Here is a 14,560-nt window from a genome sequence, read left to right as displayed (position 1 = left end):
GGCGAATGCGATGATCATCTGCACGATGGCTACCGGCAGCCATTTGGCCCGGGCAAAGGTGCTGGCGAAGTCGGTAAAGAAGCATCATCCGGATGCGCTTATGGTCCTCTGTTATTTGGAGAAAAAGTGGCATCGCGAGGTGAGCTCGAGCAAGCTGTTCGACCGTAAAATGCTCGTGCGCGATATCGAGGTTCCGAATTTTCACAAATTTATATTTACACGTCGGGTCAATGAGGCGTCCTATGCGCTGAAGGGACATTTTCTCCGCTATTTGATGAAGGCTTATCCGAGCGAGACGAACTTCCTGTTTCTCGATGCGGATACGAAGCTGTTCGGGCGGATGGAGGAGCTGGAGCAAGCTTTGCGTGAGCATCCGATTGTGCTGACGCCTCACTTGCTGCAAGACGCGGACTTAACTTATTTGCAGCACGGCCTGTATAACGTCGGCTTCCTTGGGCTTCGGCGGAGCGAGGAGAGCGAACGGTTTCTTCGCTGGTGGACGGATCGGACGGACCGGTACTGTTACGCTAACCAGTATGCCAACGGCCTATTTTACGAACAAAATTGGTTGAATTTAGCCCCTGCCTATTTCGATGTTCAAACACTGGATCACCCGGGCTACAATCTTGCCTATTGGAATCTCCACGAACGGGGACAGGTCGAAAGGCTTGCTCCGGGCCGCTATCTCGTCAACGGGGTTCCGCTTCGCCTCGCTCATTTTTCCCACGTTGAGGGCGATATGCTTTCCTCTATGAATGCACATATCGGCGATAAGAAGAATGGATTGTACGTCATGCGGAGCATTTACTTGCGGGAGCTTTACCTAGCCGGCCATCAGCGGCTCAGAAGGATGCCTTGGAGCTATAATTATTTCGAAGACGGCAAACCGATTTCTCAAGTCGACCGCAGCGCCTTCGAGGCCCAGCCGGAGCTTCAGCTCAAGTACGGCAACCCCTACCAGGATTCAAGTAAACGGATCGAGCGCGGCAACGGCAAGCTTCGAATCGTGCAAGTGCTGTCCAATTTCCCGAATGCGCTGCCGGTTCCCCCAACGAATCAGGGCGGGACGGAGAAAATCGTTTACGAGCTCACGGAGGAGCTGGTCCGGCGCGGACACGAGGTTTATTTATATGCCTCGCGGGGAAGCAAGACGGCGGCTGCTTTGATGCCGTATCCGAAAGGCATGCCGGAGAACCGAATCGGTTCGTATGTCGTGAGCACGATGCCGAAGAACGTGGATATTATCCACGACCATTCGTTCAAATCGAGTGTCGGACGCCGCTTTCTTAAAACTCCGACCGTATGTACGCATCATCTTCCGCATCGCAATCCGGTAAAGCATTCCGTGTATGTAAGCAAGAGAGCGCTGCAGATCACGGGGGACAATAGGGGCTTATATGTATATAACGGCATCAACCCCGATGAGTATCAATTTAGCGAAGAAAAGCGCGGATATATGCTGTTTATCGGTCGGTTATTGTGGGAGAAAGGCATTTTGCATGCGCTGGATGTCGCCGAACGGACGGGCAAGAGGCTGATTATCGCCGGACCGGTCAAGGATCAGAAGCTTTTCGACAAAGTGATAGCGCCGCGGATCCGGGCGAATCCGAGAATCGAATATGTCGGTGCCGTAGGAGGGCAGCGCAAGCAGGATTTGTTGAAATTTGCAAATGTGCTGTTGTTCCCGACGATATGGGAGGAACCGTTCGGCCTTGTCATGATCGAGGCCATGGCGTGCGGAACGCCGGTCTTGGCGCTCGATAACGGTGCGGTGCCCGAGGTGTTGGCGGGCTTCCCGAACTTGATATGCCGGAATGTCAATGAGATGGTGCAAAAAGTGCTGCACGAGCCCATGCCGTCTCCGGCGGCGCTTCGAAACTACGTGATCGAGCGGTTCACTACAAAGAAAATGGCCGACCGGTATCTCGAAGTGTACAGCGAAATTATCGCAGGCCGTCCTGGCCAGAAAGTACCGAAGCTGCTGAAGCGAGGCAAGCGGCCGGCAGGTGCGGCTCGAATTCGCCGGGCGCCCGGCGAGAGGCGGCCCGTCAAGGCGAGGGCGGCACGGAAACGGCAAGGCAAGCCGGTAGTAAAGAAGCGGGCAGCGGCAACACAGCGCAGGAAAGCGACAAGACGAGCGGGATAATCCCCGTTCGTCTTGTCCGTTTACATCGTGCACGCCGCAGCCCGCACCTGCGTCCTCTTAGGCGCATATGCTGGAGCAGCACGGATTGACAGACGAAGGAGGCAAAACCGGATGGAGCAGCTGGAGAACTACATCACTAAAACCGTGGAGCATATGGCCGATTCTCAACGAGAGCTCGTCAGAATTGTGGAGGCGGAAAAATATGTCGTCTGTCATATGGCAGGCTTGATCGCACATACCCCTGACGAATCGCCCTTCGAGGGCGGCACAGGCGCCGTCATTGAGCATTCCTCCCTGATTACGAAAAGTATTTCGGCATACTTGAACAGTCTGGCCGATCTGGAGGATGCGTTGGCAACGCATCTGGAGCTGGCTATGAAACAACTGAACGAGCCGAGTCACGATGAGTAAAGGAGACGCCATAGATGAGTAGAGAGCAATCGTTGTATGCGATCGTCCATTCGGTTGCCCGTTTCCAGGAGGAAATCGCCGATATCCTGGATGCGAAAGCGACGGAAGCGGAGAAGGCGCGAAATTGGATCACGCTGCATATGCTGCCCCATACGCTGGACGGCCACACCGACCGGCTGCGGCAAGCGCTGGACATCCACGAACAGATGGTCGAAGTGATTGACGGACTGGCCAAAATGGAGCATTCATTGGGAGCCCACCTGAAGCTTTTGATCGGCCCCGAGGAGAAGGAAGCTGCGGCGGGCGGCGCTCTTGGCGGCTTGGAAGGGTTTGGTGGAGGATTGTTCGGAGGATTGGGCGGGAAGTAACATGGACGATGTGTTGGACCGGGAGCTGGACCCGGAGCTGCAGCTGGAGCTGCTGAAGCTCGAGATTTTGCAGTCGCTGGCCCGAAGCGAACGGGCGCTCTCGCGAATCAGCGAATGCTTGGCCGATCAGGTCGAAGCATCGATTCGCCTGGCGCCCGGCTCGGTGCCGAGACTTCAGGAATATATGCAGGCCATTGCCGGCTATGAGCGATACATGGCCGAGCGGCTGGCGGTTTTGCTGCCCGCACCGCCGGTCAAGCGCCGGCGCATCGGACGACCGGCGCCGCCATGGCTTCATCCGCGCTTAAGCCGTTAATCGCGGGCTTCGCCTATCCGTTATCCCCAGCGGACGATTAACCCGGCGTGGACGAAGCCGCCGCCGAAGCCGTACAGCAGCAGCTTGTCGCCGGGCTTCACCCGGCCCTCGTCGATTCCAAGCTGCAGAGCAAGCGGGATCGTCGCGGCCGAAGTGTTTCCGTAATACTCATTGCTGTACAGTGCTTTCTCAAACGGAATACCGCTGCGCTCGCAAATCGATTCGATAATGCGGGTATTTGCGCTGTGCGGGATGAAAGCATCGATCCGGCCGAGGGGGAGGCCGCTTTGCGCCAGCAGCGCCTCGATCCCCTTCGGAACCGTCGAGACCGCAAATTTGTATACTTCGCGTCCGTTTTGGACAAGCTTGCCGCCACCGCCAAGCTGTTCTCCAAAGAGGCTGTCGGCAAGTCCGGCGCGGTACAAGTGTTTGCCGCCCTTGCCGTCGGAGCCGAGGTGTGCGGCAAGGAATGCTCCTTCATCTTCCGTATATTCGACCAGCGCCGCACCTGCACCGTCACCAAACAATATGCACGTCGTCCGATCTTCGAAATTCGTAATCTTCGTCAAGGCATCGGCGCCGAGCACGAGCACTTTGCGGTGCAAACCGGAAGAGATAAACGAATTAGCCATGTGTAGACCGTAAACGAAGCCCGCACAAGTGGCATTCAAATCGACGGCGCCTGCAGCCGGGATGCCGAAATGCGTCTGGATGAGACAGGCCGTGCTCGGAAAAGGTACGTCAGGCGTATGAGTCGCAACCAGAATAAGATCGATATCGTCCAGACGGGAGCCGTGTCGCCGAACCATATCCTCGACTGCGGCAATGCAGAGGTGACTTGTATATTCGTCTTCACGGGCATAGCGCCGTTCCCGAATGCCGGTCCTTTGCACGATCCATTCATCATTCGTATCGACGATACGGGACATCTCTTCATTCGTGACGATGCGTTCCGGGACATAGGTGCCAAGCGCGGTGATGCGGGCGCTGGAGCGAGGGGCAAGAGACATCGGTAAATCCCTCCAATTTTTTTGTTACTAAGTATTAGTACCAGGTACTAATTTAGATCATACTCCTCGTCGGCTGCGTTGTCAAATGCTCTAAAGCCTTTCTGCGCTCTCCGTTAACGAACCGCATCAGCCACACCAAGTCCCAGCAGAAAAAAAGACGAGGTTATCCCTCAAACGGGAGGCCTCGATACTATTTACAAATCGTTTATATCGCTGATCTCAATAAGTCGGCTTATATTTCACCGGGCACCAAGCGCGTCTGGAATACGGCGAAAGCCGTTTTTTCTTGCTTCAATGCTGCGCTAGTTTACTTGCCGCCCACGCATCGAGCTGCCGCTGCTTCTCCCGAATGACCTTGTCCATGCCGGCGGCACGCAGCGCTTCATTGAACGCGGGAAGAATGCGTTCCGGTTCAAACTCGCCGGAGTTGAGCGCGCCCGTGTACTGCCGGATGACGTTGTTGCATGCGGCCAATTCGTTCTTGACGTTCTCCGGATCGAAAATAAAGCCGAGTGCCAGCGACTTGTCCGCAGCGTTATTAAAGTTTATGTACTGTTCCCATATATCCGGATCTTCATTCCTCCAAATGTAGGAGTTCAGCTGATTGCCGAACATCCACGGCAAATTCAGATTGTAGCCGACCGTTGTAGCCGTTAAGCCCGGCGGATAATCAATGATCGTTTCCGACACTTTGACGTAGTGCTTATTTTCGATTCCCCAGTTGAGCAAATTTAGAAGGTATTTGTCCGTATACAGCAGATCCAGAAACATCATAGCTCTAGCAGGGTCTTTGGAGTTGCGGGAAATCGCGAACATCGCGCTCGTTGTGTCCCCGGTTGTCGTATACGGCTTCGTCAGCTCGACGGCGACCATCGGATATCCGGTATTGCGGTACTCGTGCGCAGCGAATCCCGGCTTCAGCGATTCGGCATAGGCAAACGCCTTTCCGGCTTTCACCGCATGAAATTCATCCTGTCTCGTCAAGGAGCCGTCTTTATTTATGTATCCCGCCTTGTACCATTTGTGCATCAGCTCGGCATAGCGGCGATAGGCCGGCGTTTCGTACAAATTGACGACTTTGAGCTCCTTGCTGCTGCGATCCAGCACACCGGGTCCGCCGCCGGAGTCCAGCATGTCGAATTGGCCGTAGCCGAGCAGGGTAGTCAAGGGCGAGCGGTCGAACTTGACTTGAAGAGGAACGATGCCGGGCTCATTGTCCTTGATCATTTTCCAGACCGGCTCGAGATCTTCCAGCTCCTTAATCGAAGTGAGGTCGATCTTGTATTTGTCGACGAGATCCTTCCTCATGACGATCCCTTTGGTCGAGGCGAATTCTTTATTCGTCAAGATGCCGTAGACGCGGCCCTTGATTTTGCCGCTTTCGATGTAAGTGGGATCAAGAGCAGCTTGAATGCCTTGCCCGTACCGGTCAAGCAGCTCGTCCAAAGGAATGATCTGCTTCTTGGCTACCTCTTGTCCAAGGTATAGCCAGGAGGACGTGAACAGCAAGTCGAACGGCTCGTTGGAGACGAACATCAGGTTGGTTTCTTCATACCAGACGGACCAATCGATTGGACGCAATTCGACGGTGGCGTTGATTTTTTTCTTTACATACGTATTCATTGCCTCTTGAACGGCGGGCAAGTCCTTGGGAACGGTGCCCGAAGGAAAAGCCATGACCAGATGATAGGGAGGGAGATCTGCCGCTTCACCGATAACCGCTATCGTCGAAGGATGTTCAGTCGCGGAAGCAGGCGCCGTCTCCCTGCCTTGTTCGCAGGAAACCAATAATGCTGCGGCCATGAAGAAAATAAACGCGGGAGCGGCTTTGCGCAACGGCTTCATTCGCATCCCTCCTAGTCCCAATATAACAAATAAGCGCTTACATAAAAAGGGCTGCAAACCCGTTGGAGAAGATGGGCTATCGGCGACAGCTGCAACATGCTCGAATGTCATAATCGTATCATTTGAGGTCACAGATGTGGTAGGGGAGGTGTCCGTGATGAAACTATAATGTGCTTATCAAGTAAAGGAGCTGCTGACATGAAAGCATACGAAGGGAATCGGGAGCTGGCGGCGAAGACGGCGAAACCGGCAAAACCGGCAAAATCGGCGAAACCGGCAAAATCGGCTGCAAACCGGCTTGCTCACAGGCGTTCGCTCCTGAAGCGGATGAACCGGTACAAATCGCTATGGCTGATGGCTCTCCCGGGCATCGTCTACTTGCTGCTTAATAACTACTTGCCGATGTTCGGCACGGTCATTGCGTTCAAGAACATCAACTATGCCAAAGGCATATGGCACAGCGATTGGATCGGCTTCAAAAACTTCGAGTACTTGTTCAGTACGAGCGACGCTTTCGTCATAACCCGCAATACGCTGCTGTATAACGCCGCATTCATCGTCATTACGCTCGTGTTCTCCGTTGCTTTGGCGATTTTGCTGAATGAAGTCAAGCACCGGCTGGCCAAAAAGTTTTACCAAAGCGCGATGCTGCTCCCCTATTTCCTGTCGGCAGTGATCGTCGCTTACTTGGTATACGGCTTGCTCAGTTCGGAATACGGCCTGCTTAACAAAATGATTCTGCCGATGCTCGGCGCGGACCCGGTTTCCTGGTACAACGAGCCGAAGTATTGGCCCTGGATCCTGATCATCGTCAACACATGGAAGGGCGTCGGCTACTCCAGCGTCATCTATATTGCAGCGATTCTAGGGATCGACAACGAGTATTATGAAGCGGCCGTCATCGACGGAGCAGGCAAGTGGCAGCAAGTGCGCCATATTACGATTCCGCTGATCATGCCGGTCATCACAACGCTCGTCCTCTTGTCCATCGGGCGCATCTTTTACGCGGATTTCGGATTGTTTTATCAGGTTCCGCTCGATTCGGGCATGCTGCTGCCGGTAACGAATGTGATTGATACGTACGTATATCGCGGCCTGCTGCAGCTCGGGGACCTCGGCATGGCGTCCGCCGCAGGCGTATACCAGTCGCTGGTCGGATTTATACTGGTGCTCGTTTCGAATGCGGTGGTCCGCAAATTCAACCGCGATCAAGCGCTGTTCTAAGGGGGAGTCTACGTTGGCAAGCCGAAGCAAAACGCACTGGTCGCTGCACCTTCTGTTTATTTTCATTGCCTGCTCCACGATTTTGCCGCTGATTCTCGTGCTCATGGTATCGATAACGGACGAAATGACGATCGCCGCGAACGGGTACTCCTTCTTCCCGCAAAAAATAAGCTTCGAAGCTTACCGGTACTTGTTTATGGATTCCATGACGATAATACGGGCTTACGGAGTTACGGTATTGATTACGGTGGTTGGCTCGCTCGTCGGTCTGGCGCTCACGGCGATGCTCGCCTATCCGATATCGAGAACGGATTTTCCATGCAAAAACATGCTCAGCTTCTTCGTCTTCTTCACCTTGCTGTTCAATGGCGGGCTCGTCCCGTGGTATCTCGTGTTCACGAAATTCATTCCGCTCAAGGATACGATTTGGAGCCTGATCATACCGGGGCTGCTGCTGAACGGCTTCTACGTCCTCATTATGCGTACGTTTTTCGCCGGCTCGATTCCGATGGCCGTCATCGAATCCGCTTACATCGACGGGGCGGGCGAATCGAAAATATTTTGGCGAATCGTATTGCCGCTTTCGACGCCCGTTCTGGCTACCGTCGGTCTGTTCAATACGCTGGCCTATTGGAACGACTGGTTTAACAGTCTCGTGTTTCTATCGAATTCGAAGCTGTACAGCCTGCAGTATTTGCTGAACAAAATATTGCTCAACATCCAGTTCCTCGCGCAAAACTCGCGCAACAATAACGCAGCGCAGCTGATGGCCTCATTGCCGAAGGAGACGGTTCGCATGGCGATGGCGATCGTCGGCATCGGGCCGATCGTACTCGCGTATCCGTTCTTTCAGAAATATTTCGTGAAAGGCTTAACGGTCGGCGCCGTGAAAGGATAATACCGGAATGTTCGGATTATCATATATGTTCTTCAAATGGAGGGGTTTCGGTGATTAGAGGAAAACAGCTTACCACGTTGGCTTCCACCTTAGTGCTCTGTCTGGCCTTGACAGCATGTGCGGGTGCTCCGGCGCAGGAGCCGGCAGCGGCCGATACGGCGGCGAAGCCGGCTGCAGCGGATGCGAAGGGAGCTTCGACCGGCAGCAATCTTGCGCCATACAAGCTTGTGATGATATTCCCATCGGGCGTCGTGCCGAAGGATTTGCAGGCGGTCCAAGACGAAATGAGCAAATATCTAACGGAAAAAATCAATGCAACGATCGAGCTTCGCCCGATTGACTGGGGGGCCTGGACGAACAAGACGAATTTGATGTTCGCTTCCTCCGAGCCGTTCGACCTGATGTTTACGGCTTCCTGGTACGGACTGGGACAGCAAGTGGCGAAGGGCCAAATTATGCCGCTGGACGATTTGCTCGACAAGTACGGCCAAGGCATCAAGAGCGTGCTCGATCCGGCCTATGTGGAGGGCGGCAAGCTGAACGGCAAATCGTACGGCGTCGTTGCCAACAAAGAGTTTGCGGCTACGAAAGGCGTGGTGATGCGGAAAGACCTGGTTGACAAGTACAACATCGATTTGTCCGCGATTAAAGAGTTGAAGGATTTGGAGCCGGTTTTCCAAAAAATCAAAGAAAACGAGCCTGGCATCGTTCCGCTGCAGGTCAAAAACGACCGTTCTCCTGCGAGCGCTATCTTAGGCTATGGAATGTTCGATATGCTGGGCGACGGCCCCGGGGTGCTCGATCGGGAAAGCAGCGAGCTGAAAGTCATCGATATGTTCCAGACGCAAAAGTTTATGGACACCGTTAAGCTGATGCACAAGTGGTATAAGGCCGGCTACATCAATAAAGACGGCGCCACGAACAAGGACAGCGAATTCCTGGCGGTCAAGGCGGGCAAAGCGTTTGCTTACGGCGAGTCGATGAAGCCCGGCTTCGACATGCAGGAAACCCGCAACACCGGTATGCCGATGGTCACCGTAGAGCTGACAAAGCCTTATACGACGACAGGCGATACGACGAGCGCCATGTTCGCGATTCCGAACACGTCCAAGGACCCGGCAAGGGCAATGATGTTCCTGAATTTGCTCTACACCGACAAGACGCTGCTCAACATGCTGGATTGGGGGCTGGAGGGCAAGCACTACGTGAAAGCCGGGGACAACATTATCGATTACCCGCCGGGCGTCGACGCCGCGAACGTTGGCTACAACCTCAATCTGCCTTGGATGTTCGGCAACCAATTGAATTCGTACATCTGGAAGACGGAAGATCCTAACATCTGGGACCGTTACAAAGAGTTTAATAAAACCGCGCAAAAATCGATCGCTCTCGGCTTCGTCTTCGACCCGGAAAAAGTGAAAAATGAAATCGCCGCCACCAACAACGTTGCTGCGCAGTTCACCGGCGGGCTGTACACGGGAACGATCGACCCGGAGAAATACGTGCCGGAATTCGTCGGCAAAATGAAGGCCGCCGGGTTGGATAAAATTATCGCCGAGAAGCAAAGACAGCTCGACGAGTGGGCGAAGACGAATAAAAAGTAATAACGGATCCAAGCTGCGAAGGCGCCTCCCCCGGAGGTGCCTTGGTTGTATTTTCGGTTATGAGCTTGAAGGAATCGGGCCGGATCTATGGAAGTAAGAGGGAGATCAAAGAAGGCGGGGATGCATACGTGAACAGAGGGACTCTTCGTTCTCAGCTGGTTTTGGGCTTCGCCTTGGTCACCGTTCCGCTCGTTGTTTTATTAATATGGCATAACGTCTATGCGACGAAGGTCGTGCATTCCCAGGTTGCGCAGTCCAATAAAAACTTGCTGACGATGTATACGAATCAGATCGACCGGGTGCTGGAGGAGCTGGACAAATATTTGTACAGAACGTCGAACCAAGATAACGATTTGATCTCGCTCAGCGCTTTCGACCCGGATAGCCCGGAGTCCTATTATGCCAAGGTCCGCACCTACAATTCGATGTATTTGAACACGAACTATTATAAGGATGCCGACGTGCTGTTCGCATACAGCTCCAAGTACGAGGACCTGCTGGTCGCACCGCAGCCGTATATGGACAACGAGCGGAAGGAATCGATCAAAGCGAGACTGGAGCAATTGATGAGCGACGATGCTCAGCGAGGCTCGCTGCAGCACTCATGGCAGCTGATCTATCAGGATCGACAATACTCGCTTGTGCGTCTTGTCGACACCGGCTATGAGTCTTATATCGGGGCTTGGGTGGACATCAACCGGCTGATGATCCCGTTAAATTTGCTGCATCTCGGCGAAAGCGGGCAAGCATTGTTCCTGTCAAAGGACGGTACGATTCTAAGCGAGCTGAAGGACGGAGAGCTGAAGAAGGAACTGGAAGCGAGCGATTGGAAGGCGGATGCCGCGAAGGCAGCGGAGACGTATGAGCTGGTCCGCATGGACGAGAAGTACTTGCTCGTTGTCCAGCCGTCGCAGCGGGCGGATATGTATTTGTCGGTCATGATTCCGGAACGCAATATGCTGGAGGGGCTGACGTTTTTCCGCAGCATCAATTATTATGTGCCGGTTTTGGCGCTTGTGATTTTGCTCATGTATTTGGCGTTTCTGGAGCGGTTTATTTTGAAACCGATTGCAGAGCTGATCAAGGGGATGCGAAGAATCTATTCCGGCGATCTTTCCGTGCGGTTTACCGACAATCGCTTGGTCGAATTTAAGGTCATCGGCGAGACGTTCAACAACATGGTTTCGCAGATCGAAGTGCTGAAGATCGATATTTACGAGGAGCAGATCCGGACGAAGAAGGCGGAGCTGAAGCATTTGCAGGCGCAAATTCACCCGCATTTTTTCATGAATTCGCTTAATATCGTCTACAGCCTGGCGCAAACGAAGCATTATGAGATGATTCAGCAAATCGCCATTCATCTCGTCAACTATTTCCGTTTTGCGATACGCACGCATCGCTCCTTTATTACCTTATCGGAAGAATTGGATCATATCCGCAGCTATTTGGCGGTGCAGCAGGTGCGGTTTCCGCAGCATCTGTCCTTCCATATCGACGTTGAGCCTGATTTGCGAAGCTGCCGCATCCCGCCTTCGACGATTCAGCCGCTCGTGGAGAATGCGATGATCCACGGCTTCTCGGTACATCAGTCACAGTCCTTTATTGTCGGTATCGACGTTCGGACAGACCCTGCATCCGATTCGCAAATACGGATTCAAGTCCGCGACAACGGCAAAGGGATACCGGAAGAGAAGCTGAAGCTGCTGCAATCCCGGAGCTACTTCGAAGATGAAGGAAGCGATCATGTCGGGCTCTGGAATGTGATGCGCCGGTGCAAGCTCTTCTATAAGTCGGAGGTCAATATGCTGCTGGAGCGGGCGGAGCCCAGCGGTTCGATCGTTACGCTGATCATTCCGCGTCAAATTACAGAAGAATGAGGGACCGGGCATGTACAGTGCGCTATTGGTGGACGACGAGATTTTCGCGGTGAAAGGGATGATCTCCGGTGTGGATTGGGAGCGGCTTGGCATAAGTGACGTATACGAGGCCTATCATGCGGCGGCCGCCAAGGACATCTTGCTGCGAGCGCCTGTCGATGTCATGATTTGCGACATTGAGATGCCCGACGAGTCGGGGCTCGAGCTGGCGGCGTGGGTCAAAGCGCATAAGCCGGATGTTGTCGTCCTGTTTTTGACATGCCACGCGGACTTTTCCTTCGCGCAGAAGGCGATTCATCTGGGAAGCTATGAATATTTGCTGAAGCCGGTTCTTTACAGCGAGCTTGAGCACGTGCTGCAGGGCGCCTTGGACAGCATTCAGGAACGGCGGGAGCAGAAAGAAATCGCCGAGCATTTGCGAAAATATCAGGTGATGTGGGAGCATAAGAAGGCGGTGCTGATCGAGCGGTTTTGGCAGGAGATTTTGTCCCAGCGGCTGCTGCTGAACGAGGCGACGCTTCGCTCCGCCTTACAGGAATACCAGCTTTCGATCGAGCTGCATTCGGAGGTCATTCTGATCCTGATCAGCGTAGAGAAGTGGGACAAGCATCTCAGCGCCCGTGATGAAGAAATAATGAGCTTCGCGCTTCGCAATGCGGCGGAGGAAATGCTGGTCGGCGCAAGCGGCGGGCATACGGTCGAGGACAACAGAGGCAATATGATCGTGATGCTGTTCAGCGAACGCGCCGATTCGGCATACGAGAGCGGGCTGGAAGATGCATGCGCAGCCTATTTGAAGGCGTGCCGGCACTATTTGTTCTGTCAAATCTCGTGCTATATCAGTGAACCGGTGCCGCTTGGCGAGTTGATGAAGGCGTATCACTCGCTGCTGGAATGGGAGCATAAGAACGTTGTTCAGCAAAACCGCGTCTTGTTTTACCGCGACTACCGGAATCGTCCCGGACAAGGCATGGAGAACGTCTCCTTGATGGATTGGGCGGACTGGTTCGAAAGAGGGGAGCGGGAGAAGCTGTACGAGCTCGTTGAACAGCAAATGGCTGCGTTCAGCGCAAAGCAGGTTACGGTCGAATCGCTCGAAGCGTTCTATCACGGCTTCTTGCAAGTTGTCTATTACGTGCTGCAGCGGAAGGGGCTGCCCGCCCAATTGCTGTATATGGACGGAGCGATGTCCTCCGACCTGCCCGCCGTCACGAAATCGATCACGGGGCTGGAGCAGTGGATGAAGACGATGATCGGCACGGTAATCGGACTGCTGTTTTCCAAGCGGACGCCCAATTCGATCGTGCAGAAGATCAAGGACTATATTGCCGGTCATTTGGATGCGGATATTACGCGGGAGGATTTGGCCGAGTTCGTGTATTTGAATCCGGCGTATATTTCGCGGCTATTTAAAGCGGAAACGAAGCTTTCCTTGTCCGATTACATCCTGCAGGCGAGAATGCGGAGGGCTGCTCAGCTGCTGCTGGAGTCCGACCAGCCTGTAAGCCAAATTGCCATAAACTTGGGCTACGGCAACTTCTCTTATTTTGCGAGAATGTTTAAGCGGGTGTACGGGATGACGCCGCAGGAATACCGCAAAGGATAAAGGCGGCCGAAGGATTTCCTTCCGCCGCCGTATCGGATCGCTGCGCCTACGCCTGCCGTTCGTACCAGTACCCCGGCACGCCTTTCTCCAGCCGCATCAGCGTCTCGAGATAGAAGTAATCTCCCCAAATTGTGTAATCGTCGGGGGAATGGCCGAGCCTTACGGCGTAGGAGCCCCGGTTCAGCAGTCCTTCCGCGTCTTCCTCGCCGATCGTCGAGTAGTTGCGGACGAGCGATTCCATGGACTTGTTCACGGTACCCAGCAGCAGCTGCCGGTCCGGATCGTCCTCTCCGAGGAAGCCCGCGATTTCCAGCATGCCGGCGGCGGCGATTGCCGAAGCCGAGCTGTCGCGTTTGGTTTCCGGCGTCTGCGGTACGTCGAAATCCCAATAGACGACGTTGTCCTCCGGCAGCCGCGCGGCAAAATATTTCGCCAAACGCTTCGCCGTCTCCAGCAGCTCCGGACGCTTCAAATACCGGTACGCAAGGGCAAAGCCGTAAATGCCCCAAGCCTGGCCCCGTGTCCAAGTCGATCCGTCCCGGAAGCCCTGGTGCGTGCCGCCGCGGAGCGAATCGCCGGTTTCCTGATCGAAATAAAACGTATGGTACGAGGAATCGTCACCGCGTACAAGGAAGCGGCGGCTCTGCTCCGTATGGATCGAGGCGACTTCGCGGTACCGCTCGTTGCCGGTTTGCTCGGCGGCCCAGTGCAGTAGAGGCAAGTTCATTAAGCAGTCGATAATGATGCGACCGCCGTTGCTCGGATCGTCCTGTGGTCCCCAAGCCTGCAAAATTTGCATTTTTTCCCGCCAGCGCTTCATCAGTACGTCGGCCGCTTGCAGGGTCAGCTGTCGGGCGCTTTCATCCTTTTCCACAATCCACTGCGCTTTCGATGACAACGAAAACAAGAAGCCGATGTCGTGGTGGTCGATCCGCACGTTGTTGGTCAAACGGCGGCGGAAGCTGTCGACGGTGCGGGCCGCAGCATCGCGAAACGCCCGGTCGCCGCCATACTCGTAGCTTAACCACAGGATGCCGGGCCAGAAGCCGGAGGTCCATTCGGTATTGTCATTCGTCGTATACTTTCGGCTGCTGTCCACGCTTACATGCGGGATGCGGTCGCCGAACCGTTCGATATTCGCTTTCGTGACGCCGAGCGCGTGTTCAATCGCATGTTTCCACATCGTTGTTTTCCTCCTTGGCACGGTTGGGGTTGTCGTTCTTAGGCTCAATTATATCGCCGTTGCCGTTAACGA

The 14,560-nt window shown here is 54.3% G+C and carries 12 protein-coding genes; 9 read left to right on the top strand and 3 right to left on the bottom strand.

Translation table 11 applies throughout. From position 1 onward, the window contains the following. The first annotated feature begins 10 nt into the window (after positions 1-10). The 4 genes from ACFFK0_RS09500 to ACFFK0_RS09485 all read left to right on the top strand — a co-directional run bounded on the left by ACFFK0_RS09500 (position 11) and on the right by ACFFK0_RS09485 (position 3,241). Entirely contained in the window at positions 11-2,146 is a 2,136-nt protein-coding gene (locus ACFFK0_RS09500) for a glycosyltransferase family 4 protein (protein WP_377469900.1), read from the top strand. Between the two features lie 111 nt (positions 2,147-2,257). After that, the gene (locus ACFFK0_RS09495) at positions 2,258-2,557 is read left to right on the top strand and encodes a nucleoside-diphosphate sugar epimerase (RefSeq protein ID WP_377469899.1); all 300 of its coding nucleotides are present in this window, start codon (positions 2,258-2,260) and stop codon (positions 2,555-2,557) included. A gap of 14 nt (positions 2,558-2,571) precedes the next feature. Beyond that, complete coding sequence (locus ACFFK0_RS09490) at positions 2,572-2,925, top strand: alpha-helical endospore appendage domain-containing protein (protein ID WP_377469898.1); 354 nt, start codon at positions 2,572-2,574, stop codon at positions 2,923-2,925. 1 nt (position 2,926) lies between these two features. Beyond that, positions 2,927-3,241 carry a hypothetical protein gene (locus tag ACFFK0_RS09485; protein WP_377469897.1) on the top strand — a complete coding sequence of 105 codons (315 nt, stop codon included), beginning with the start codon at positions 2,927-2,929 and terminating at the stop codon, positions 3,239-3,241. Positions 3,242-3,261: 20 nt separating this feature from the next. Here ACFFK0_RS09485 and ACFFK0_RS09480 read toward each other — a convergent pair whose 3' ends face one another. Further along, entirely contained in the window at positions 3,262-4,251 is a 990-nt protein-coding gene (locus ACFFK0_RS09480) for a ketoacyl-ACP synthase III (protein ID WP_377469896.1), read from the bottom strand. 291 nt (positions 4,252-4,542) lie between these two features. Further along, positions 4,543-6,096, bottom strand: a complete 1,554-nt coding sequence (locus tag ACFFK0_RS09475) for an ABC transporter substrate-binding protein (protein ID WP_377469895.1) — start codon at positions 6,094-6,096, stop codon at positions 4,543-4,545. A 327-nt stretch (positions 6,097-6,423) separates the two neighbouring features. Here ACFFK0_RS09475 and ACFFK0_RS09470 point away from each other — a divergent pair, with 327 nt between their 5' ends. The 5 genes from ACFFK0_RS09470 to ACFFK0_RS09450 all read left to right on the top strand — a co-directional run bounded on the left by ACFFK0_RS09470 (position 6,424) and on the right by ACFFK0_RS09450 (position 13,305). Beyond that, complete coding sequence (locus ACFFK0_RS09470; protein ID WP_377469957.1) at positions 6,424-7,320, top strand: ABC transporter permease; 897 nt, start codon at positions 6,424-6,426, stop codon at positions 7,318-7,320. A gap of 13 nt (positions 7,321-7,333) precedes the next feature. After that, the gene (locus ACFFK0_RS09465) at positions 7,334-8,218 is read left to right on the top strand and encodes a carbohydrate ABC transporter permease (RefSeq protein WP_377469894.1); all 885 of its coding nucleotides are present in this window, start codon (positions 7,334-7,336) and stop codon (positions 8,216-8,218) included. Between the two features lie 50 nt (positions 8,219-8,268). Further along, the gene (locus ACFFK0_RS09460) at positions 8,269-9,822 is read left to right on the top strand and encodes an ABC transporter substrate-binding protein (RefSeq protein ID WP_377469893.1); all 1,554 of its coding nucleotides are present in this window, start codon (positions 8,269-8,271) and stop codon (positions 9,820-9,822) included. Positions 9,823-9,950: 128 nt separating this feature from the next. Then, on the top strand, positions 9,951-11,699 hold the full coding sequence (locus tag ACFFK0_RS09455) for a sensor histidine kinase (RefSeq protein ID WP_377469892.1): 1,749 nt from the start codon (positions 9,951-9,953) through the stop codon (positions 11,697-11,699). 10 nt (positions 11,700-11,709) lie between these two features. Beyond that, positions 11,710-13,305, top strand: a complete 1,596-nt coding sequence (locus ACFFK0_RS09450; protein ID WP_377469891.1) for a response regulator transcription factor — start codon at positions 11,710-11,712, stop codon at positions 13,303-13,305. Positions 13,306-13,351: 46 nt separating this feature from the next. Here ACFFK0_RS09450 and ACFFK0_RS09445 read toward each other — a convergent pair whose 3' ends face one another. Beyond that, a complete protein-coding gene (locus tag ACFFK0_RS09445; RefSeq protein WP_377469890.1) occupies positions 13,352-14,488 on the bottom strand; it encodes a glycoside hydrolase family 88 protein in 1,137 nt (378 codons plus the stop codon). Positions 14,489-14,560: the final 72 nt, after the last annotated feature.

It is taken from the genome of Paenibacillus chartarius (assembly GCF_042432825.1).
Classification (GTDB): Bacteria; Bacillota; Bacilli; order Paenibacillales; family NBRC-103111; genus Gordoniibacillus; species Gordoniibacillus chartarius.
Note: the sequence above shows the minus strand (reverse complement) of the source record. Positions and strands in the feature narration are given on the sequence as shown.